The sequence below is a fragment of the Pantoea sp. LMR881 genome, assembly GCF_027157825.1.
In the GTDB taxonomy this organism is placed as follows: Bacteria; Pseudomonadota; Gammaproteobacteria; order Enterobacterales; family Enterobacteriaceae; genus Pantoea; species Pantoea haifensis.
On sequence record NZ_JAPVOK010000002.1, the window covers coordinates 2,384,145 to 2,404,944 of the forward strand.

Below are 20,800 nucleotides of genomic sequence, written 5' to 3' on the forward strand. Positions count from 1 at the left end.
TCGCCTGCATTATACAGGCGTAAATTATAATAATTTCTGCGGGCAATTGAATGCAAAGCCGTGGGCTGAGCACGCTTAGTGAATTCAAAACAACTTTTCCAGCGTAGTAAACAGCGGACTCTGACGGAGGCTTTCGCCCACGACATCTAACGCACGCGTGGCCGGAACCGGCGTCAGCGGCTGTTGCGTTTTACACTCACCAGGCGGCTGGAAGTGAGGCTCAGGCCTGGCTGGCGGTGGATTCACTGGTTTACTGCCAGCATGACCGCTGCGCAACGGCTCATTAAGCAACTGACTTGGCCGCACTAATGTAATGTCAGCAGGCAGCGTCGGCAGCATTTGTTGCAGTACACGCACGGTATTGGGATGCGGATGGCCAATCGCAATGGCGTAGCCGTCTCGCTGAGCCAGTTTGACGGCGCGGGTAAATTGCTGGCGGATAGCGTTGATATCCTGACTGTCATCAAGGAAAACACGACGCTTCAATACTTTAACTCGCGTACCTTGCGCTGCCGGAACAGACTGGCTGTTGCCGATAGTCATGCTGTCAAGGAAATAGAAATTGTATTGATTAAGTGCCTGCATCATCTTTTTGCATACCAAACAGGCTGGACGTCATTTTGCTGCCCATATGGTTGTTCAGTCCAACCGCGTAAGGCACGTTATTGGCGGCATTACGAATAATGCGTTCAATTTCAGCACTGCTCATCTCAGGCGTTAAGGTATCTTTTTCCAGCGGTTGCTTACTGAGGGGAGCCATGGGTAAATGAATAAGCACTTCATGTCCGCGCTGGTGTGCTTTTGTCGCCATATCACGCGCATGTGGCGCATTGGGCAATACCGCAACCGAAATCGCAGGCGGCATCTGCAAGACTTTATTCTCTTCTGTGGGACGGTAGCCAAAATCATCAATGACAATGGAAAGCTTACCTGCATGAGCGGCAAAGCTGAGTAGCAAGCTGCTCACAATGGCAGAAATTTTTCGAAGATGAGGCAAAACTTATTTTCCTAACCACGGAAGTGGATTGACGGCCTGTCCCTGGCGGCGAATTTCAAAATAGAGCGATGGCGTGCCACGGCCGCCGCTGGTGCCCACCAGAGCAACAGGCTGTCCTGCTTTCACTTGAGCACCTACGCTCACAAGTGCACTTTGGTTGTAGCCATAAAGACTCATGTCGCCTTTGCCGTGCTCCAGCACCACAACAAGACCGTAACCCTGGAGCCAGTCAGCCATCAAAACGCGACCATCAGCGATAGCTTTGACTTCGGTGCCTTCTGGCGCATCGATGACTAAGCCTTTCCAGCGTAACTCGCCCTGCAACTGCTCACCAAAGCGGTGCTCAATCCGACCGCGTACCGGCCACATCGCCTGTCCGCCGGGACGGCCCAGCCCTCCCGTACGCGCCATTAATTCGCGCTCGCTTTGTGTCGGCTGATAACGAGAGCCTTTTGCTTTCGCCTGTTCCTGACGTTGGCGCACTTTTTCAGCTTCACGCGCTTCCCGGGCAGCACGCTCACGCGCTTCACGTTCGGCGCGAGCAATCTTATCCTGCAAGCGGCTTTCGTTCTGGCGCATCTCTACTAAGTCGGCCTGATCTCTTTCCAGAGAACTTTCCAGTGCGCTCAGGGTTTTCTTGCGTGCGGCGCTCGCCTGTTGCAGTTTCTCCTGCTGGCCTTGCTGCTGGGCTAACAACGTTTTTTGCTGCTGCTGTTTTTGTTCCAGCGCACTGCGCTGCTGGCTGAGATCGTGTCGCGTTTTTTGCAGCGCCTCGATGCTCTGCTGACGCGCATCGTTCAGATAGCCAAAATAAGCCAGAATACGTTCGCTACGCTGGCTCTCCTCGCCACCTAACAGCAGTTGCAGGCCATTGTGCTGACCCTGACGAAAGGCCGCGTCCAGCTGCTGGGACAGCAACGTTTCTTGCTGCGTCTGCTGCTTTTCGAGGCGGGTAATGGAAGCTGCAAGCTGACTGACTTCATTATTCAACGTGGTAAGGCTGTTGCGCGTTTCTCGCAGCTGACGACTGGCTTGCGCAATGATCTTTTCCTGACTCTGCAACTGATCTAACAGCTTGCTGCGTTGCAGCTTTTGCGCTTTAACAATTTTCTCTTTTTCAGCAATATTTTGCTGAATAGATTGTAGCTGTGATTTGTTGTCTTCCGCGCTTTGCGCAACGACAGGCAGCAACAGCGCGCCCGCACAAAGCAGACCGAATGAGAGAGTGGACAAGTGTGTGAACAACGGCAGGTTAACACCGTTGCGACGGGTCCTTGTGTGTAAAACGGTTGTTTTTCCCTTCATAGACCAATGATTATTCCACGATGAACAGCCGCTTACCAGCGCGCCAGATCAGCATTTCCTTTTCCAAACGTGTCTGTTATCGGCTAAAGCAGGGATAAGCGTTACGTCATTTTTGCCATTCGGCCACTTTTTTTTGGAAAATGGCGCACAAATCTTAACTCTGCCCGCTAAGCGTCTGTACATGCGAAGTGGCGCAGGTATACTCAGAACCCTTGTTTTAGCTTATTAGCCCGGTCTGGAGTCGTTACCCCTCATGCAAGAAATTATGCAGTTTGCAAGCAATCACCCCATCCTGAGTCTGGCATGGGTCGTTTTACTTATTCTGGTGATTGTAACTACCGTTAAAGGGATGTTCTCTAAGGTAAAAACAATCAGCCGCGGTGAAGCAACCCGCCTGATTAACAAAGAGGACGCGGTAGTAGTAGACGTGCGTTCGCGCGACGATTATCGCAAAGGACACATTTCTGGTGCACTGAACGTAGCCGCGGCAGATATTAAAAAAGGCAGCTTTGCCGAACTGGAAAAGCATAAAGCACAGCCCATAATTGTGGTGTGCGCAACCGGACAAAGTGCTGCTGAACCTGCTGCACACCTTAGTGCTGCAGGCTTTACTCAAGTTTCTGTATTAAAAGATGGCGTTAGCGGCTGGAGCGGTGAAAACCTGCCGTTAGTACGCGGTAAATAATCTCACTGAGGTACAAGCTATGGCGAATATTGAAGTTTACACCAAAGCAACTTGCCCTTATTGCCATCGGGCAAAGGCGCTGCTCAGTCAGAAAGGCGTATCGTTTCAAGAGATTCCTATTGATGGGAACATGGCGAAACGCGAAGAGATGATCAAACGTAGCGGTCGTACGACTGTGCCTCAGATTTTCATTGACGCGCAGCATATTGGCGGCTGCGATGACCTTTTGCGCTTGATGACCGCGAAGGTTTAGATCCGCTAATTAAGGCGTAATTTACGCCGAACATTCTAACTTAAAGGACTTAGTCACATGTCAGAACACAACACCAATGAAATGCAGTTCCAGATTCAACGTGTATATACCAAAGATATCTCTTTTGAAGCGCCAAACGCACCGCAGGTTTTTCAAAAAGAGTGGGAGCCGGACGTAAAACTGGATCTGGATACTGCATCTTCACAGCTGGCTGACGAAGTTTTTGAAGTGGTACTGCGTGTGACCGTAACTGCCAGTGTGGGCGAAGAAACCGCTTTTTTATGTGAAGTGCAGCAGGCGGGTATCTTTACCATCAGCGGCATTGAAGGTACACAAATGGCCCATTGCCTGGGTGCCTATTGCCCGAACATTCTGTTCCCGTATGCGCGTGAATGCATTACCAGCCTGGTTTCACGTGGTACTTTCCCGCAGCTTAACCTGGCGCCGGTTAACTTTGATGCGCTGTTCATGAACTATCTGCAGCAGCAACAGGGTGAAGAAGGCGCTGAACAACATCAGGATGCCTGATGACTAATAACGCTTCGATCAGCGTCATCGGTGCCGGTTCATACGGCACCGCTTTGGCGATTACGTTGGCTCGTAATGGCCATCCGGTCTTGTTGTGGGGACACAACCCTGCGCATCTGGCGCAACTTCAGTCTGACCGTTGTAATACCGCTTTTCTGCCTGATGTGCCTTTTCCCGACAATCTTACTCTTGAGCCTGACCTGGTAAAAACCATTGCTGCCAGCCGTGATCTGCTCATCGTAGTGCCGAGCCATGTTTTTGGCGATGTGCTTAGCCAGATCAAACCGCATTTGCGTGCGGACTCGCGGATTGTCTGGGCAACTAAAGGCCTGGAAAAAGAGACCGGACGACTATTGCAGGATGTCGCACGTGAAATTGTTGGCGAGTCGATTCCGCTGGCTGTTATTTCAGGACCGACGTTTGCAAAAGAGTTGGCAGCAGGATTGCCGACGGCGATTGCGTTAGCGTCGACCGATGCGCAATTTGCTGATGATTTACAGCAAAAGCTACATTGCGGCAAAAGTTTTCGCGTCTATAACAACCCTGACTTTATCGGCGTACAGCTGGGCGGGGCAGTAAAAAACGTTATCGCTATTGGTGCCGGTATTTCTGACGGCATAGGTTTTGGCGCAAATGCCCGCACTGCGTTGATCACGCGCGGTCTGGCTGAAATGAGTCGTCTGGGCGCTGCTCTGGGCGCTGATCCTACAACCTTCATGGGCATGGCTGGTTTAGGTGATCTGGTTCTGACTTGTACCGATAATCAATCTCGTAATCGTCGTTTTGGCATGATGCTGGGACAAGGTGAAGATGTAGATAGCGCGCAACGCATTATCGGACAAGTTGTAGAAGGTTACAGAAACACCAAAGAAGTCAAAGCATTAGCGGCAAGAGTTGGCGTGGAAATGCCTATCACTGAACAGATTTATCAGGTGCTATATTGCGAAAAACCGGCGCGAGATGCAGCATTGAGCCTGCTGGGGCGTACAAGGAAGGACGAAAACAGCAGCAGCTAAAGCAGGGAGCGAAGCGTAATCACCTGTAGCGCCAATTCAGGCGCTTTTTTTATCGGGAGAAAACAGCAATGTCGTCTGATGAGTTAGAACTGGTCTGGAATCATATCAAAGCGGAAGCGCGCGCACTGGCTGATTGTGAGCCTATGCTGGCCAGCTTCTACCATGCGACATTGCTCAAGCATGAAAACCTCGGCAGTGCGCTGAGCTATATGCTGGCAAATAAACTGGCTAATCCGATTATGCCAGCGATCGCTATCCGCGAAATCGTTGAAGAAGCTTACCGAGAAGATCCTCAATGATTGCGTCGGCTGCTTACGATATTCAGGCGGTACGTCAGCGCGACCCTGCGGTGGATAAATACTCAACGCCATTGCTTTATCTCAAAGGCTTCCATGCCTTGCAGGCTTATCGAATCGGCCACTGGCTATGGAATGAAGGTCGCCGTGCGCTGGCGGTTTATCTGCAGAACGAAATCTCTGTCTCGTTTGCCGTTGATATTCATCCGGCAGCGAAGATTGGTTACGGCATCATGCTTGACCATGCGACCGGCATTGTCATTGGCGAAACAGCCGTGGTGGAGAATGATGTTTCCATCCTGCAGTCGGTAACGCTCGGGGAACAGGCAAGACCAGCGGCGACCGTCATCCAAAGATTCGCGAAGGTGTAATGATTGGTGCCGGAGCAAAAGTTCTTGGAAACATTGAAGTCGGGCGTGGTGCGAAAATTGGTGCTGGCTCGGTAGTATTACAACCGGTGCCGCCGCATACAACCGCGGCGGGTGTGCCTGCCCGTATCGTCGGCAAGCCCGGCAGTGAAAAACCGTCAATGGATATGGATCAACACTTCAACGGCAGCCTGGCAGGCTTCCAGTTCGGTGACGGCATCTAGCTTTTAAGCAGCGCGCCAGCATAGTCCAGTTGGCGCCATGCTTCATAGACCACGACTGAAACAGCATTCGACAAATTCATGCTGCGACTTTCTGCTCTCATTGGAATTCTGATTTTCTGCTGTGCCGGTAAAGCATTTAAAATTTCAGCTGGCAAGCCACGACTCTCTGGACCAAACAGCAAATAATCTCCCGCCTGATACTGCACCGCGCTGTGTGCTGGTGTGCCTTTCGTGGTTAAAGCAAACAGCCGCTCAGGACGTTCAGCATCAAGGAATGCCTGATAATCCGTATGCTTCCTGATAGCGGTAAATTCGTGGTAATCGAGGCCGGCACGACGCAGACGCTTATCATCCCAGGTAAACCCGAGGGGCTCAATCAGGTGTAACTGAAAACCTGTATTGGCGCAAAGGCGAATGATGTTGCCGGTATTAGGTGGAATTTCTGGTTCAAATAAAACGATATTTAGCATAAGGCCCCGATAACGAGGGCCGAAGCATAGCAAATTATTGGCGAGCAGAGGAGTAGAGTGGTAGCCAGATGGTCAGACGCAAGCCACCGAGCGGGCTGTCATCCGCTTTCACCCAGCCATGATGTTGCTGTATAGCCGTATCAACAATGGCCAATCCTAAGCCCGTGCCGCCCGATTCACGATCGCGTGCTTCATCGGTGCGATAGAAAGGGCGGAAAATCTGCTCACGATCTTCAGCACTTACGCCTGGGCCGTCATCATCGACGTGGACTGTAATGCCGGCAATATCGACTGAAAAGCTGACGCTGATGTGTGAATGCGAATAGCGTAGCGCGTTGCGGACAATATTCTCTAACGCACTTTCCAGTGCATGTGGGTTGCCATAAAGCGGCCACGGGCCAGGAGGATAGGGAATATCCAGCTTTTTACCCATCTGTTCCGCTTCAAATTTGGCATCTTCCAGCACGCCATTCCACAAATGGTTCGCCTTCATCGCTTCGCTGATCAACGCGTTTTTATGCTGTGTGCGCGACAGGACCAGCAGGTCATTGATCATGCCATCCAGACGCTGGGCTTCCGTCTCTATGCGCTCAAGTTCTTTACCTTCACCGTGGCGACGCCGTAGTAATGCTGTTGCTAACTGTAGGCGGGTCAGTGGTGTTCGCAGCTCGTGACTAATATCTGACAGCAAACGTTGCTGGCCATTCATCACGCGTTCCAGCGCGCTTATCATTTGGTTGAAACTGGCACCAGCGGCCAAAAATTCCTGCGGGCCAGATTCCAGTTCGGGATGTTGACGCAGGTTGCCGCTCGCAACCTCATCTGCGGCATATTTGAGTTTGCGCGCCGGACGCGCCAGGCTCCATGCCAGCCACAATAACAGCGGCGAGCTGATTAACATGGTGACAATCAGCAGTAGCAGTGGACGGTCAAACAGCAGGTTGACGAAATCGAGCTGTGAACTGGTGGCAGGACGAATCATATAGAGCTGGTAATTATCTTCGCCGTCTCGTACGGCAAAAGGCCCGACTAACTCTACGCGGCCATATTTTTTCTTCTGCGGATGATCGGCATTATCGGACTGCCCGATAAAGTTACGAATCACTTGCATCTCGTTGTGCTGTGCGCCAATCACGCGACCTTCGCTGGTCACTAACAACAAACGCTGACCTGGAGGTGCCCATTTTTCCACGGCGCGAAAAAGACGACGCCACCACATCAAATCGTTGGGCGGATCCTGCAGCAGTTCCGCTTCTACGTGTTGCTCAATCATGATGCCTTGCCGCTGTTCACTCTCCAGCAGCGAGGTCATTTGACGTGAATCGAGTTTGGGCACCATAAGCACCAGCATCAACACTAACGCCAGCGTTAACCAGAAGATGGCGAAGATACGGGTTGTTAAACTTCCAATCATGATGCCGAAACCATCAGATAGCCGCGGCCACGCAAGGTTTTAAACCATGGATGTCCATCGCGGCGCTCTGGCAGTTTACGGCGCAGGTTAGAGATATGCATATCAATAGCGCGGTCAAACGGGGTTAGACGCTTGCCCAGCACTTCCTGACTCAAATGCTCGCGTGAAACTACCTGGCCGAGATGCTGAGCCAGAAGATAGAGCAGGGTAAATTCGGTTCCCGTCAGATCCAGCGTTTCATTATCAAAACTGGCTTCCTGACGGCCCGGATTAAGACGCAAACAATCCACCTCCAGCGTTGGCGAGCTGTTGTCATGTTGCTGCTGCTGTTCGCTCCAGTTTGAGCGGCGCAAAATAGCACGGATGCGCGCAACCAGCTCACGATCGTTAAACGGCTTCGGTAAGTAGTCATCGGCACCCAGTTCCAGACCAAGAACCCGGTCCAGTTCGCTGCCGCGTGCGGTCAACATAATCACAGGTGTCTGATACTGCTGGCGCAATTCTTTTAAAGTATCGATGCCGTTTTTCTTCGGCATCATGACATCAAGTAAAAGCAAATCAATTGAGTTGTCGAGCAGGTTCAACGCCTGTTCACCATCGCTGGCAACCACAACGTCAAACCCTTCCATTTCTAAAAGTTCTTTCAAAAGCGAAGTTAATTCGCGGTCATCATCTACCAACAGGATTTTATTCATTTTTGTAGCCCTCCGCAGGCAAAATACCGTGTTCCTACAGCACCAATCCATCGCTTTACGTAGTTTTACACCCCCTGACGGATGTTTGCAGCTTTCGCCGTACACTGGCTCTCGTTGAATCGCAAAACGGAACGAACTGGAGTAAACGATGCGCAAGGTAACCGCCGTCGTATTTGCCTCAGCGATGGTTCTCAGTCACGCCAACGCAGAAGCAGCCGACACGACGACGATTGACGAGATGCATCACGGCGGATTGACGACAGGCAGTATGACGCAAAATCCGCAAAGCCACATGTTCGATGGCATCGAGTTGACTGAACAACAACGGCAACAGATGCGTGACCTGATGCAACAGGCTCGACATGAACGTCCGGCGATAAGTATTGATGATATCGCAGCCATGCACGAATTGGTGATTGCAGACACATTTAACGAAGCGGCGATCCGTGATAAGGCAGAAAAAATTGCCCGCGTTCAGGTAGAACAGCAAGTTCAGATGGCCCGAGTAAGAAATCAGATGTATCACCTGTTAACGCCAGCGCAGCAAGCAACGTTGCAGAAGAATTATCAGCATCGGATTAATGAGTTACGTGAATTATCGAATTTGCAGTCTGCGTCACAACTGCAAGCAGTGAGTAGTACCGGCAGTAACCAGTAACATAGTATCCCTGTTTTCCTTGCCATAGACACCATCCCTGTCTTCCCCGCCATGATGGCGGGGTTTTTTTGCCCAACGTTTAAGTAGTATTTTTTGATTATCATCTTGCCTTCGTCTTAACCGCTTTCCTTAGTTCTTTAATCTAAAGGCTCGGCCTGCTGATGAGTTTTATGTGGTTAAAACAGAAACAATTATTCTGTTTTTTATGGCTGGCTTGATGTGCTGTATATTTTTTTCATTTATTTAAAAGTAGTGTGAATTAAATACCAAATATTTCTAAAATTATTTAAACCATTAATAATTAATGATTTAGCATTCGGCTTTAATTTTTTTAATTATTTAAATCAATCATTTAAGTATAAAACGCTTCGCTTGCGTAGGGGAGCTTGCCTTCTATACTTAGTTTTGTCGCAGCACGGAAGGCTGTATGTTTCGGAAAAAGGAAGCAGTAACCACATCATGTAGTCCAAAATGAGTCTATTAACGGAGTAAATTATGGCAGAACATCGTGGTGGTTCAGGTAATTTCGCAGAGAACCCGCAGAAAGCGTCTGAAGCTGGCAAAAAGGCGGACAGAGCAGCGGCGGTAACTTTAAAAACGATCGCGAAAAAGCCTCTGAGGCAGGTAAAAAAGGCGGCAAAAGCAGCGGCCGCAGTTAAGCCTGATCTTGGCAGAACCTGTTAATTTGGCGCTTATGAAAATAAGCCATATGCCCCGTCCTTTTTCCGAGGTCGGGGCACGTTTTTATCTGCATCATGCTAAAAACACACTTCATTTCACCTCACGCTTCCCTCATCATCATTGCACTTTCATGTGCGACCGCAACGCGAGTGTTAAACTTTAACCCTACCTGTTTTGGATACGCATCCGATTAGCGCAGCATATGGAGCCTGACATGCAACCGACCTATGCTCGATTAGTGAAAAGCGCGGCATTAGCAGCCACGATCCTTGCGTCTGCTTTACTGATCGTCAAGATATTTGCCTGGTGGTACACCGGCTCGGTGAGTTTGCTGGCGGCTTTGGTCGATTCACTGGTTGATATTGCCGCATCACTGACCAATTTATGGGTGGTGCGCTATGCACTGCAACCTGCGGATGCCGATCATACATTTGGCCACGGTAAAGCGGAGTCGCTGGCTGCACTGGCTCAGAGCATGTTTATTTCTGGTTCAGCCCTGTTTTTATTTCTGACAGGTCTTCAACACCTCGCGTCACCCAATGTATTACGCGCACCCATTGTTGGCATCATAGTGACTATCGTGGCGCTGTTTTCAACTCTTTTGTTGGTCACTTTTCAACGTTGGGTGGTACGTAAAACGCGTAGCCAGGCGATTCGTGCTGACATGCTGCACTACCAGTCTGATGTCATTATGAATAGCGCGATTCTGGTCGCGCTGGTGTTGAGCGGATACGGATTCGCCCGAGCTGATGCATTATTTGCACTCGGTATTGGTGCTTTTATTCTCTACAGCGCACTTCGTATGGGGTATGACGCGGTTCAGGCTCTGTTGGACCGTGCATTGCCGGAAGAAGAACGGCAAAAAATTCTTTATATCGCAACGCACTGGCCCGGCGTACAGGGTGTGCATGATGTGCGTACACGTCAGTCCGGGCCAACTAAATTTATTCAGTTGCATCTGGAGTTAGAGGATCAGTTGCCTTTAGTACAGGCGCACAGAGTCGCTGATCAGGTTGAAAAAGCCCTGCTAAAGGCGTTTCCAGGGTCGGATGTCATCATCCATCAGGACCCCTGCTCTGTAGTGCCGCTTGAACGTCAGGATTCATTTGGTTTTTAACTAAAATAATCAATTCATTATGAAAGAAAATGACGTGGTGCTAACAATGCTGCAAAAAATAGTGAAAACTTGTCTGACCTGAATCAATTCAGCAGCAAGCCTTTGATATACTATCTGCCATCACGTGTCGCGCTTATCGCAAAAAATACTCAGCGGCGCCCGACAGGCAGGATTAACCCTTCGTTTTGAACAATCCAGAGGTTGTCATGATCAAAAAAATCGGTGTATTGACCAGCGGCGGCGACGCCCCTGGCATGAACGCAGCCATTCGCGGAGTTGTACGTTCCGCGCTGAGTGAAGGACTGGAAGTTTTTGGTATCTATGACGGCTATCTGGGGTTGTATGAAGATCGCATGATCAATCTTGACCGCTATAGCGTGTCAGACATGATCAATCGCGGCGGTACTTTTCTCGGCTCAGCCCGTTTTCCAGAGTTCCGCAACGAAGAGATCCGTCAGGTTGCTATCGAAAACATGAAAAAACGCGGTATTGATGCGTTAGTGGTTATTGGCGGTGACGGCTCTTATATGGGCGCAAAACGCCTGACGGAAATGGGTTTCCCTTGCATTGGTTTACCCGGCACCATCGATAACGATGTCGCGGGCACCGACTATACCATCGGCTACTTTACTGCTTTAGAAACCGTAGTCGAAGCCATTGACCGCTTGCGTGACACTTCATCTTCACATCAGCGTATTTCGATTGTTGAGGTAATGGGGCGTTACTGTGGCGATCTTACTCTGGCTGCAGCGATTGCAGGTGGCTGTGAATTTATCGTGTTGCCAGAAATCCCGTATACGCGAGAAGAGCTGGTAGCTGAAATCAAAGCGGGCATTGCGAAAGGCAAGAAGCATGCAATCGTGGCGATCACTGAGCACATTTGCGATATCGACGATTTGGCGCGTTTTATCGAATCTGAGACCAAACGTGAAACACGTGCAACGGTGCTTGGCCATATTCAACGCGGTGGTGCACCCTGTGCTTATGACCGCATCCTGGCATCGCGCATGGGCGCCTATTCGATTGAACTGCTGATGCAGGGTTACGGTGGTCGCTGTGTTGGAATTCAGAATGAAAAGATGGTGCATCACGACATCATCGATGCGATCGAAAACATGAAGCGTCCGTTTAAACGTGACTGGCTTGATACCGCCAAACAGCTTTACTAATCTCTCCAGGGTGTGCCATCGGGCATGCCCTTTATCCCTGCTATATTCCCTCAAGTTATATTGGCTTGTTTTTAATTCTTTTAGCTCTGGAATGGTTTATGTCACGCTTATCCCATAACGACATTGGGAGAGTGCGCAATGAACAAGTGGAGTATCGGTTTTACCCTTTTGCTGGCATCCACCAGCGTACTGGCGAAGGATATTCAGTTATTAAACGTTTCCTATGATCCAACCCGTGAGTTGTATGAACAGTACAACAAAGCGTTTAGTGCGCACTACAAACAGGAAACCGGTGATAACGTTGTCATTCGTCAGTCGCACGGCGGTTCCGGTAAACAAGCCACTTCAGTCATTAATGGCATTCGTGCTGATGTCGTCACGCTGGCGCTGCAATCAGATGTGGATGCGATTGCTGAACGCGGACGTATCGATAAAAACTGGATCAAGCGTCTGCCGGAAAATTCCGCGCCTTACACTTCCACCATTGTTTTCCTGGTCCGTAAAGGCAATCCCAAAGGAATTCATGACTGGAGCGACCTGATCAAGCCGGGTGTGTCTGTTATCACGCCAAATCCCAAAACATCTGGCGGTGCACGCTGGAACTATCTGGCGGCCTGGGGTTGGGCGCTTGACCACAATAATGGCGATCAGGCTAAAGCACTCTCTTATGTAAAAGCGTTATTTAAGAACGTTGAGGTACAGGATTCCGGGGCGCGTGGCGCAACCAATACGTTTGTTGAACGCGGCATTGGTGACGTACTGATTGCCTGGGAAAACGAAGCCTATCTGGCTGTGAACAAGCTGGGCAAAGACAAGTTTGAAATCGTGACGCCGAAAGAATCGATTCTGGCAGAGCCAACGGTTTCCGTGGTTGATAAAGTTGTTGATGACAAAGATACACGCAAAGTTGCGGATGAATACCTGAAATATCTCTACTCTCCGGAAGGCCAGACGATTGCCGCGCAGAATTACTACCGTCCGCGTGATGCTGAAATCGCGAAGAAATTTGCCAGCGCCTTTGCCCCGGTAAAACTGTTCACGATTGACGACAAGTTCGGTGGCTGGACACAAGCGCAAAAAGCACACTTTGCTGATGGCGGCAGCTATGATCAGGTGATGAAGCCGTAATCGCGACAGCCTTTCTGCACTAAACCCTGAAAGCCGGGCAGCCGGTGAGTAGGGGTTTTTTGTTTCACTGTTATTGCGGGTGTTCAGGGCGACAAAGCAGGCGTGACATTTAACGTGCGCCAGGCGAGGATGCGAACTGGTTAAGACAGAGGAAGCTTTGCTATGCGGGCGAGTCGTCGTGTCATCAGTCTGATTGTTATTCTGTTTGCATTAATCATTACAGCGATGCTGATCGCGGCTGCTCACTTCAAAAAAAATTCCGATGCTTTATGGCAGATTGTCAGTGAAAAGTGCGTGCCAAACTTGCAGCAAACAGGCCGGCCAGCGCCCTGTCAGCGTGTCGTGCTGGCTCAGGGCTATGCGATGCTGAAAGATATCAATGGGCCGCTGCAATATCTTCTTATCCCGACAACGAAAACCAGCGGCATTGAAAGTCCGTCGTTGCTAAATCCCACCACGCCGAATTATTTTCTTTTTGCCTGGCAACAACGCCATGCGCTGGCGCAGCGGCGTAAAGCACCCATTGACGATAATGCGCTGTCGTTAGCTATCAATGCTGAGTATGGCCGCACGCAGAATCAGCTACACATTCATATCTCCTGCTTACGGCCTGACGTGCGTCAGCGACTCGATACGCTTGCACCTTCACTTAATGAGCAGTGGCAGACAGCCACGCTCCGCAAGCATCGCTATCTGTTGCGCACGCTGACCAGGGCGGAACTGGCACAGCAAAGTCCGTTTATTCGGTTAGCGACGGAAGTGCCGCTGGCACGCGGGGAGATGGGAAAATATGGAATCGCGATGGCGAGCTTAACCGATGGGCGTTTAGTGCTGATGGCGATTGAGCGCAACTGGCTGTTACTGAACAGCGGCTCGGCGGAAGAGGTGCAGGATCATAGCTGTAAAATGTTGCCGCCAGTAAAAAGGCGGCTTAGTCGCCGCCTTTATTCACAAATTAAGCTTTTGCTGCCGCGGCGGCTTTCACGATCACGGTGAAAGCATCTGCCTTCAGTGAAGCACCGCCAACCAGCGCGCCATCAATGTCTGGTTGAGTAAACAGCTCCGCAGCATTTTTATCATTAACGGAACCGCCGTACTGAATGATTACTTGTTCGGCAATTGCGGCATCTTTCTTCGCGATGTGATCGCGAATGAACTTGTGGACAGCCTGCGCCTGCGCTGGGGTGGCTGATTTGCCGGTGCCAATAGCCCAGACAGGTTCATAAGCGATAACAGCATCTTTAAATGCTTCTGCACCTTGCGTTTCCAGCACGGCATCAATCTGGCGAGCACAGACTTCTTCCGTTTTACCGGCTTCGTTCTCGGCTTCGGTTTCACCAATGCACAGAACAGGCGTCAAACCTGCAGCTTTCAGCACGGCATATTTTTTTCGCGATGAATTCGTCGCTCTCTTTATGATAAGTACGACGCTCGGAGTGGCCGATGATGATGTATTTCGCGCCGATGTCTTTCAGCATGTCCGCTGAAACTTCGCCGGTGAATGCGCCAGACAGATTCACATCCACGTTCTGCGCACCCAGAGCGATATGACTACCGGAGATAGCGTGCTTTGCCTGATCGAGGTAAATCGTCGGTGGTGCAATGGCCACGCCACAGCCTTCAACGCCGGAGAGTTCTTTGCGCAGACCGTCGATTAACTCGGCTGTCATCTGCTTGCTACCATTCAGTTTCCAGTTACCCATAACCAGTGGATGTCGCATTCTATCCTCCGCATAACGCGATTCATGAAATAGCACTGCCGGCAGGCAGCGTTGTCTGCCAGACAGTATAGAGATCAAATGTGCCGATGGCTTTGCTTTTCGTCATTTTTGCCCGCCCGATCAGGGGGTAGCGAGCGTCAGTTTAAGCGGCTCAATGGCGAAGGTTAAGCCCTTGTCGCCGTTGTCAGCGACCACAAAGCGCAGCGCGCCTTCGTTGTGGGCAAAATAGTGCGATCCTTTGCCGTCACTCAGTAAACCTTCCAGCTTTTCACGTCCCTCTTCAGGCGTCAAACCCGGGACGAAAAAGCGTAACATTGCCGTCATATAATCCATTGCCTTCGCTTGCGAGGCGCTCTGATCCGGCCCCGGCAAGGGAAGCCAGGTAATCTGCAACGTTTTAATTTTACCGGTGCCAGGTTCCAGTGCAGTCGATGCGTATAAGGTCTCACTGATCTTGCTGGCAGCTCGTGTCAGGTTGCTTTTGTCGCCACGATTGTCGATGGCACGGTATTCCATTAGCGGAAGCGCAGGATTGGCAGCGTTATACTTCTCGCGGAACTGGCCAATCGACATATCAAACGTGGGTGCGCCAGATAACAGATAAGGCGCGGCGGGCATATGTTCGGCCCGATCCAATGGTTGTGGGTCGGCGGCAAATGCCGGAACCGTCAGCGCAGCACTCAACAACATTGCGCCTGGCAAATTCTTCATTTTGTCGATCCTAACCAGTAAACTCAGTTCCAAATTAGAACGGTTTTTATCCGCAAGGTCAAAAGCGCGGCGGCTTAAATTTATCGCAGAGTGATAAAGCATGACGATACAGCAATGGTGTTTCTCGTATCGCGGTCGGTTAGGGCGACGCGACTTTTGGATCTGGCAGGCTGTCTGGCTGGTATCCACTACGCTGTTGTTTGTTTTAGCCGGTAACGATCTGCTTGATACGCAAATGGCAGCCTTTGGTGTGGTTTGCTTGCTCTGGCCTGCCAGCGCAGTGTTGGTCAAACGGCTGCACGATCGCAATCGCCGCGGTTACTGGGCGCTACTGCTGATTGTGGCGTGGATGCTGGTGGCAGGAAACTGGAGCATGTTAGACGGTGTGCTGCCATGGCTGGTTGGACGCGCAATTCCCTTTATTATTTTTGGCGCACTGTTGCTGGATGTGGGTGTGTTTCGCGGTACCAAAGGAAAAAATCGCTTTGGTACCGCCACGTTGCCTGTGCGTTACCGATCTGCGGCTCACCAGTAATGTTCGCTGGTCATATGACCCGGCTTGCGTTTGAGATGCTTACGCATATCGCGCGTCTCTTTCAGCAACTGCTGGGTATCACGCACCATTTGTGGATTGCCGCACAGCATGATGTGGCTGCTTTCCGCCTCCATGGTTAGCCCAACTGCGCGCTCCAGCTCGCCATTTTCAATCAGCGCAGGCACCCGGCCCGTCAGCGAACCCGCGATCTCTTCACGACTGACCACCGTTTGGATATGAAGTTTGCCACGGTAAGTTTGTTGAAGCTGCTGCATGAGTGGTAAAAAACTTAAATCGGCGGCATAGCGCGCCGCATGCACCAGTACAATGTTTTCGAAGCGATCGAGGCCTTCGCCCTGTTGCAAAATCGACAAATAGGGGCCGATCGCGGTGCCGGTTGCCAGCATCCATAACGTTTTGCAGTCCGGCACTTCATCCAGCACAAAAAAACCAGCGGCCTCTTTGGTTAGCATAACCTGATCGCCAGGGCGCAGCGCGTGCAGATGCGGACTCAGTTTGCCTTCAGGTACCGTCACCAGATAAAACTCCAGCAGAGGATCGTCAGGTGCATTGACATAGGAATAAGCACGCTGCACCCGCTCACCGTCGATTTCCAGTGCCAGCTTGGCAAACTGACCTGCCGTAAAGTGCTCAATGGGTGCCTGAACCCGAAGGCTAAACAGCGCGTCCGTCCAGTTTTTTACTTCTATTACTTGCGCATTGACCCACTCGGCCATAATCACTCCTTGGTTGATTTTCAGGCGTGTGAATATCTTCGCGACTGAACGGTGAGATTTCTACCCTGCTCAGGGTTAAAAGCTCTAATCGACAAACTGTTGCGCTACATTTACAAGCTGGTGCATAAACTTGACGCGTGCAAGTTTATTGCTTTTCACTCGCCACTCGCTTTGTCATTGAATCCTGATATTTTGCCCGCCAGTCACCTGTTACAGCCTGATTAATGGCTGCTTTATCTTTACTTTTTAGACAACTTTCTCGCACATATAAAATGAAAAAACTGGAAAATCGCCCTTTGCTGGTGATGTTGATTGTACTGGTTGCCGTAGGTCAGATGGCACAAACCATTTATGTTCCGGCAATGGCCAGCATGGCTGAAGCCCTTAACGTGCGCGACGGCACGTTGCAACGCGTGATGGCGGCTTATTTGATGACCTATGGAGGATCGCAGCTGATCTACGGTCCGCTTTCCGATAGCGTTGGGCGTCGTCCCGTGATCCTGATCGGCATGATGATCTTTATGATCGGTGCGATCACCGCCCTGTTAGCGCCCTCACTCAATGTACTGGTGCTTGGCAGTGCCATTCAGGGCATGGGAACAGGCGTGGCGGGCGTAATGGCCCGTACGATGCCGCGCGATCTCTATTCTGGTCAGGCGCTGCGTCAGGCCAACAGTCTGTTAAACATGGGCATTCTGGTCAGTCCGCTGCTGGCACCGGTCATTGGTGCGCTGTTAACCCAGCTATTTGGCTGGCACGCCTGCTTCGCCTTTCTGCTGTTACTGTGCCTGGCGGTAACAGTGGCTATGGCGCGCTGGTTGCCGGAAACCCGTCCGCACAGTGCTGAAGTCACGCCCTTTTTTAAGCGTTACGCCAGATTATTAAGCGACACAAATTTTGTACGCTATATCATTTTGCTGATTGGTGCGCTGGCGGGTATTGCAGTCTTTGAAGCCAGTTGTGGTGTCCTGCTGGGTGGCGTTTTAGGCCTGAACAGTTTAACGGTGAGCATTCTGTTTATTCTGCCGATTCCGGCTGCTTTTTTTGGTGCCTGGTTTGCCGGACGCGAGCAGCGTTCATGGCATAGTCTGATGTGGTGCGGGGTAAACAGTTGCCTGCTGGCGGGATTGTTGATGTGGCTTCCGGCATGGTTTGGCATCATGAACATCTGGACATTGCTGGTGCCCGCCGCGCTGTTTTTCTTCGGCGCAGGCATGCTGTTTCCATTGGCGACATCTGGCGCAATGGAACCTTATGCGTGGCTGGCAGGGAGCGCAGGCGCACTGATTGGCGGTATGCAGAATCTGGGATCAGGATTGATTGCCTGGATGTCAGCGTTGATGCCCCAGCGCGATCAGTTCAGTCTGGGTATGCTGATGTTTTTCACCGCGCTGGTGATGCTGCTCTGCTGGTTGCCGCTCTCACGTCAGCCGGAGCGCGGCAACCAACCGGTTACAGGATAAAAGCATGAAGCGCCGCGTCTTTGCGGTCGAGGTAGTGAATCGACTGGATGCGGCGAATAGTGCGAGATTTACCCCGAATCAGTAAGGTTTCACTGGTGGCGATGTTGCCCTGGCGCGTAATGCCTTTTAGCAAGTCGCCGCTGGTGATTCCGGTAGCGGCAAAAATCACATTGTCATTACGCGCCATCGCATCCAGCATTAAGACTTTATCCGCTTCAATCCCCATTTCAGCGCAGCGCAATAGTTCCTGCTCGCCTAACTGACGATTCTCATCGCTGTCGCCTTTTACCTGATGACGGGCCAGCAGCCTTCCTTGCATGTCGCCATCCAGTGCCCGGATCACCGCTGCAGAGATTACGCCTTCAGGCGCGCCACCGATGCCATACAGAACATCCACTTCACTGTCTGGCATGCAGGTCAGGATTGAAGCTGCGACATCGCCATCCGGAAAGGCGAAAACACGCACGCCAAGTTGTTGAAGCTGTTTAATGACCGCATCGTGGCGCGGTTTGGCCAGAATCGACACCGTCAGCTGTGACAGCGGTTTGCTCATGGCGGCGGCGATGTTTCTCAGATTCGTTTCCAGCGGCAGATCAAGATTGATATGCCCACGTGCGGCGGGTCCAACGATTAGCTTTTCCATATACATGTCAGGCGCGTGCAGAAAACTGCCTTTATCGCCTACCGCCAGCACAGCCAGCGCATTGGCCTGGCCCATGGCGGTCATGCGAGTGCCTTCAATTGGGTCGACCGCAATATCTACCGCATCGCCATTGCCGGTTCCGACGTTTTCACCAATGTAGAGCATCGGCGCTTCGTCGATTTCGCCTTCGCCAATTACAATCTGACCGGAAATATCGATCGTATTTAATACCTGACGCATTGCGTGAACAGCGGCGCCGTCGGCAGCGTTTTTATCTCCACGACCTAACCAGTGATAACCTGCCAGCGCGGCAGCTTCAGTTACGCGGGAAAATTCAATGGCAAGTTCTCGTTTCATGGCATCTACCTGACAAAAAACAGGCAGGCAGTGTAGCACAGCGAGGAGAGGGCGGGGAAAAGGCCCGCATCAATGTGATGCGGGCGGTACAGCATTACTCCTGTTCTTCCCACGCTTGCGCGCGAGCAACCGCTTTTTTCCAGCCAGCATAACGATAGTTACGCTCGGTGGTTTCAAGGCTTGGACGGAATTCACGCTCAATAACTGACTTGGCACGAACCTCTTCCAGATCCTGCCAGAAGCCAACCGCCAGTCCTGCCAGGTAAGCGGACCCCAACGCAGTGACTTCGCGTACTTCAGGACGTTCAACGCGCGTGCCGAGAATGTCAGACTGGAACTGCATCAGGAAGTTGTTGGCAACCGCACCACCATCTACACGCAGCGCCTGCAAGCGCGTGTTGGCGTCGTTCTGCATCGCTTCCAGCACGTCACGCGTTTGGTAAGCGATAGACTCCAGCGTGGCGCGGATGATGTGGTTAGCATTCGCACCGCGTGTCAAACCGAAGATGGCACCGCGCGCATACGGGTCCCAGTAAGGCGCACCCAGGCCTGTAAAAGCTGGCACCATATACACACCGTTGGTGTCTTTAACCTTCATGGCAAAGTATTCAGAGTCAGCCGAATCGCTGATCAGCTTCATCTCGTCACGCAGCCACTGAATGGATGCGCCGCCGATGAATACCGCACCTTCCAGTGCATAGTTCACTTCACCACGCGGACCGCACGCGATGGTTGTCAACAGACCATGCGTTGACGTTACCGCTTCAGTACCGGTGTTCATCAGCATAAAGCAGCCGGTGCCATAGGTGTTTTTCGCCATGCCAGGCTGAACGCACAGCTGGCCATACAGCGCAGCCTGCTGGTCACCGGCGATACCCGCGATAGGAATACGTGTTCCGCCTTTACCACCAATGTTGGTCTGGCCGTAAACTTCAGAAGAGGATTTCACTTCCGGCAGCATTTCACGTGGAATATCGAGAATATCCAGCATGCGCTGATCCCATTCCAGCTTGTGAATGTTGAACATCATGGTGCGCGACGCATTGGTGTAATCCGTGATGTGTACGCGGCCCTGGGTCATTTTCCATACCAGCCAGGTATCAACCGTACCAAACAGCAGTTCGCCACGTTTCGCACGTTCACGCGCGCCTTCTACGTGATCCAGAATCCATTTTACTTTAGTACCGGAGAAATAAGGGTTAATCACCAGACCGGTGGTGTGCTGGATGTACTCTTCCAGACCCTCTTTCTTTAACTTGTTACAGTAATCCGCAGTACGTGGGTCCTGCCAGACAATGGCGTTATAAATCGGTTTGCCGGTCTCTTTATCCCAGACGATGGCGGTTTCACGCTGGTTAGTGATACCAATTGCCGCAATTTCGTCGGAACGGATGTCGGCGTGCGCCAGCACTTCTACCAGCGTTGAACTTTGTGAGGCCCAGATATCCATTGGATCATGCTCAACCCAACCCGCTTTAGGGTAGATTTGAGTAAATTCGCGCTGCGATACGGCTACGATGTTGGCGTCGTGATCCAGTATCACCGCACGTGAACTGGTTGTGCCCTGATCGAGCGCGACGATATATTTTTTATCGGTGGTAGTAGTCATAAATTCTTTCCTGATGATAA

Annotated in this window: 18 protein-coding genes and 5 pseudogenes; 13 read left to right on the forward strand and 10 right to left on the reverse strand. The window is 51.2% G+C overall.

Features of this window, described 5'->3' with window-relative positions:
• Positions 1 to 84: 84 nt before the first annotated feature.
• Both O3W44_RS13000 and envC read right to left on the reverse strand, forming a co-directional pair.
• Positions 85 to 997 (reverse strand): annotated as a pseudogene (locus O3W44_RS13000) (divergent polysaccharide deacetylase family protein).
• A gap of 3 nt (positions 998 to 1,000) precedes the next feature.
• A complete protein-coding gene (gene envC / locus O3W44_RS13005; protein WP_269293386.1) occupies positions 1,001 to 2,302 on the reverse strand; it encodes a murein hydrolase activator EnvC in 1,302 nt (433 codons plus the stop codon).
• A 253-nt stretch (positions 2,303 to 2,555) separates the two neighbouring features.
• Between envC and O3W44_RS13010 the strand changes: the two genes are divergently transcribed.
• The 5 genes and pseudogenes from O3W44_RS13010 to cysE all read left to right on the forward strand — a co-directional run bounded on the left by O3W44_RS13010 (position 2,556) and on the right by cysE (position 5,672).
• Positions 2,556 to 2,987 carry a rhodanese-like domain-containing protein gene (locus O3W44_RS13010; RefSeq protein ID WP_269293387.1) on the forward strand — a complete coding sequence of 144 codons (432 nt, stop codon included), beginning with the start codon at positions 2,556 to 2,558 and terminating at the stop codon, positions 2,985 to 2,987.
• 19 nt (positions 2,988 to 3,006) lie between these two features.
• Positions 3,007 to 3,260, forward strand: a pseudogene (grxC, locus tag O3W44_RS13015) (glutaredoxin 3).
• 37 nt (positions 3,261 to 3,297) lie between these two features.
• The gene (gene secB / locus O3W44_RS13020) at positions 3,298 to 3,768 is read left to right on the forward strand and encodes a protein-export chaperone SecB (protein ID WP_269293388.1); all 471 of its coding nucleotides are present in this window, start codon (positions 3,298 to 3,300) and stop codon (positions 3,766 to 3,768) included.
• Positions 3,768 to 4,784 (forward strand): NAD(P)H-dependent glycerol-3-phosphate dehydrogenase, encoded by a 1,017-nt coding sequence (gene gpsA / locus O3W44_RS13025; RefSeq protein WP_269293389.1) that lies wholly within the window; start codon positions 3,768 to 3,770, stop codon positions 4,782 to 4,784. Before secB ends, gpsA begins: the two co-directional genes overlap by 1 nt.
• A 68-nt stretch (positions 4,785 to 4,852) precedes the next feature.
• Positions 4,853 to 5,672 (forward strand): annotated as a pseudogene (cysE, locus tag O3W44_RS13030) (serine O-acetyltransferase).
• Here cysE and trmL read toward each other — a convergent pair.
• The 3 genes from trmL to cpxR are packed head-to-tail and all read right to left on the reverse strand — an operon-like array spanning position 5,669 to position 8,251.
• Positions 5,669 to 6,142 (reverse strand): tRNA (uridine(34)/cytosine(34)/5-carboxymethylaminomethyluridine(34)-2'-O)-methyltransferase TrmL, encoded by a 474-nt coding sequence (trmL, locus tag O3W44_RS13035; RefSeq protein ID WP_269293390.1) that lies wholly within the window; start codon positions 6,140 to 6,142, stop codon positions 5,669 to 5,671. The pseudogene cysE and the gene trmL sit on opposite strands and share 4 nt — an antisense overlap.
• Before the next feature lie 34 nt (positions 6,143 to 6,176).
• A complete protein-coding gene (gene cpxA, locus O3W44_RS13040) occupies positions 6,177 to 7,556 on the reverse strand; it encodes an envelope stress sensor histidine kinase CpxA (RefSeq protein WP_269293391.1) in 1,380 nt (459 codons plus the stop codon).
• The gene (gene cpxR, locus O3W44_RS13045; protein WP_269293392.1) at positions 7,553 to 8,251 is read right to left on the reverse strand and encodes an envelope stress response regulator transcription factor CpxR; all 699 of its coding nucleotides are present in this window, start codon (positions 8,249 to 8,251) and stop codon (positions 7,553 to 7,555) included. Before cpxR ends, cpxA begins: the two co-directional genes overlap by 4 nt.
• A 148-nt stretch (positions 8,252 to 8,399) precedes the next feature.
• Between cpxR and cpxP the strand changes: the two genes are divergently transcribed.
• From cpxP to O3W44_RS13075, 6 genes and pseudogenes are all read left to right on the forward strand, one after another.
• Positions 8,400 to 8,909: a cell-envelope stress modulator CpxP gene (gene cpxP, locus O3W44_RS13050; RefSeq protein ID WP_269293393.1), complete on the forward strand. Its 510-nt coding sequence runs from the start codon at positions 8,400 to 8,402 to the stop codon at positions 8,907 to 8,909.
• Between the two features lie 495 nt (positions 8,910 to 9,404).
• Positions 9,405 to 9,568 (forward strand): annotated as a pseudogene (locus tag O3W44_RS13055) (general stress protein).
• 236 nt (positions 9,569 to 9,804) lie between these two features.
• Positions 9,805 to 10,707 carry a CDF family cation-efflux transporter FieF gene (fieF, locus tag O3W44_RS13060; RefSeq protein ID WP_269293394.1) on the forward strand — a complete coding sequence of 301 codons (903 nt, stop codon included), beginning with the start codon at positions 9,805 to 9,807 and terminating at the stop codon, positions 10,705 to 10,707.
• A gap of 206 nt (positions 10,708 to 10,913) precedes the next feature.
• Positions 10,914 to 11,876, forward strand: a complete 963-nt coding sequence (gene pfkA / locus O3W44_RS13065; protein WP_269293395.1) for a 6-phosphofructokinase — start codon at positions 10,914 to 10,916, stop codon at positions 11,874 to 11,876.
• A 138-nt stretch (positions 11,877 to 12,014) separates the two neighbouring features.
• Positions 12,015 to 13,004 (forward strand): sulfate ABC transporter substrate-binding protein, encoded by a 990-nt coding sequence (locus O3W44_RS13070; protein ID WP_269293396.1) that lies wholly within the window; start codon positions 12,015 to 12,017, stop codon positions 13,002 to 13,004.
• A 162-nt stretch (positions 13,005 to 13,166) separates the two neighbouring features.
• Positions 13,167 to 14,000 carry a CDP-diacylglycerol diphosphatase gene (locus O3W44_RS13075; protein ID WP_269293397.1) on the forward strand — a complete coding sequence of 278 codons (834 nt, stop codon included), beginning with the start codon at positions 13,167 to 13,169 and terminating at the stop codon, positions 13,998 to 14,000.
• Here the strand turns inward: O3W44_RS13075 and tpiA are convergent.
• Positions 13,960 to 14,725: pseudogene (gene tpiA / locus O3W44_RS13080) on the reverse strand (triose-phosphate isomerase). The gene O3W44_RS13075 and the pseudogene tpiA sit on opposite strands and share 41 nt — an antisense overlap.
• Before the next feature lie 120 nt (positions 14,726 to 14,845).
• Entirely contained in the window at positions 14,846 to 15,436 is a 591-nt protein-coding gene (locus tag O3W44_RS13085; RefSeq protein WP_269293398.1) for a YiiQ family protein, read from the reverse strand.
• A gap of 100 nt (positions 15,437 to 15,536) precedes the next feature.
• Between O3W44_RS13085 and O3W44_RS13090 the strand changes: the two genes are divergently transcribed.
• The gene (locus O3W44_RS13090; protein ID WP_269293399.1) at positions 15,537 to 15,971 is read left to right on the forward strand and encodes a DUF805 domain-containing protein; all 435 of its coding nucleotides are present in this window, start codon (positions 15,537 to 15,539) and stop codon (positions 15,969 to 15,971) included.
• Here O3W44_RS13090 and fpr read toward each other — a convergent pair.
• Positions 15,962 to 16,708 carry a ferredoxin--NADP(+) reductase gene (fpr, locus tag O3W44_RS13095; protein ID WP_269293400.1) on the reverse strand — a complete coding sequence of 249 codons (747 nt, stop codon included), beginning with the start codon at positions 16,706 to 16,708 and terminating at the stop codon, positions 15,962 to 15,964. The genes O3W44_RS13090 and fpr overlap by 10 nt on opposite strands.
• 272 nt (positions 16,709 to 16,980) lie before the next feature.
• Here fpr and emrD point away from each other — a divergent pair, with 272 nt between their 5' ends.
• Positions 16,981 to 18,171 (forward strand): multidrug efflux MFS transporter EmrD, encoded by a 1,191-nt coding sequence (gene emrD / locus O3W44_RS13100; RefSeq protein WP_269293401.1) that lies wholly within the window; start codon positions 16,981 to 16,983, stop codon positions 18,169 to 18,171.
• On the opposite strand, the gene glpX is transcribed toward emrD, so the two are convergent.
• Both glpX and glpK read right to left on the reverse strand, forming a co-directional pair.
• Positions 18,161 to 19,171 (reverse strand): class II fructose-bisphosphatase, encoded by a 1,011-nt coding sequence (gene glpX / locus O3W44_RS13105; RefSeq protein ID WP_269293402.1) that lies wholly within the window; start codon positions 19,169 to 19,171, stop codon positions 18,161 to 18,163. The genes emrD and glpX overlap by 11 nt on opposite strands.
• A 94-nt stretch (positions 19,172 to 19,265) precedes the next feature.
• The gene (glpK, locus tag O3W44_RS13110) at positions 19,266 to 20,780 is read right to left on the reverse strand and encodes a glycerol kinase GlpK (RefSeq protein WP_269293403.1); all 1,515 of its coding nucleotides are present in this window, start codon (positions 20,778 to 20,780) and stop codon (positions 19,266 to 19,268) included.
• Positions 20,781 to 20,800 lie beyond the last annotated feature (20 nt).

Coding starts and splice junctions, on each gene's coding strand:
- O3W44_RS13075 (WP_269293397.1), top strand. CDS start 13,167: ATGCGGGCGAGTCGTCGTGTCATCAGTCTGATTGTTATTCTGTTTGCA.
- cpxA (WP_269293391.1), bottom strand. CDS start 7,556: ATGATTGGAAGTTTAACAACCCGTATCTTCGCCATCTTCTGGTTAACG.
- O3W44_RS13090 (WP_269293399.1), top strand. CDS start 15,537: ATGACGATACAGCAATGGTGTTTCTCGTATCGCGGTCGGTTAGGGCGA.
- O3W44_RS13070 (WP_269293396.1), top strand. CDS start 12,015: ATGAACAAGTGGAGTATCGGTTTTACCCTTTTGCTGGCATCCACCAGC.
- secB (WP_269293388.1), top strand. CDS start 3,298: ATGTCAGAACACAACACCAATGAAATGCAGTTCCAGATTCAACGTGTA.
- cpxP (WP_269293393.1), top strand. CDS start 8,400: ATGCGCAAGGTAACCGCCGTCGTATTTGCCTCAGCGATGGTTCTCAGT.
- trmL (WP_269293390.1), bottom strand. CDS start 6,142: ATGCTAAATATCGTTTTATTTGAACCAGAAATTCCACCTAATACCGGC.
- envC (WP_269293386.1), bottom strand. CDS start 2,302: ATGAAGGGAAAAACAACCGTTTTACACACAAGGACCCGTCGCAACGGT.
- glpX (WP_269293402.1), bottom strand. CDS start 19,171: ATGAAACGAGAACTTGCCATTGAATTTTCCCGCGTAACTGAAGCTGCC.
- O3W44_RS13010 (WP_269293387.1), top strand. CDS start 2,556: ATGCAAGAAATTATGCAGTTTGCAAGCAATCACCCCATCCTGAGTCTG.
- pfkA (WP_269293395.1), top strand. CDS start 10,914: ATGATCAAAAAAATCGGTGTATTGACCAGCGGCGGCGACGCCCCTGGC.
- glpK (WP_269293403.1), bottom strand. CDS start 20,780: ATGACTACTACCACCGATAAAAAATATATCGTCGCGCTCGATCAGGGC.
- fieF (WP_269293394.1), top strand. CDS start 9,805: ATGCAACCGACCTATGCTCGATTAGTGAAAAGCGCGGCATTAGCAGCC.
- emrD (WP_269293401.1), top strand. CDS start 16,981: ATGAAAAAACTGGAAAATCGCCCTTTGCTGGTGATGTTGATTGTACTG.
- gpsA (WP_269293389.1), top strand. CDS start 3,768: ATGACTAATAACGCTTCGATCAGCGTCATCGGTGCCGGTTCATACGGC.
- O3W44_RS13085 (WP_269293398.1), bottom strand. CDS start 15,436: ATGAAGAATTTGCCAGGCGCAATGTTGTTGAGTGCTGCGCTGACGGTT.
- cpxR (WP_269293392.1), bottom strand. CDS start 8,251: ATGAATAAAATCCTGTTGGTAGATGATGACCGCGAATTAACTTCGCTT.
- fpr (WP_269293400.1), bottom strand. CDS start 16,708: ATGGCCGAGTGGGTCAATGCGCAAGTAATAGAAGTAAAAAACTGGACG.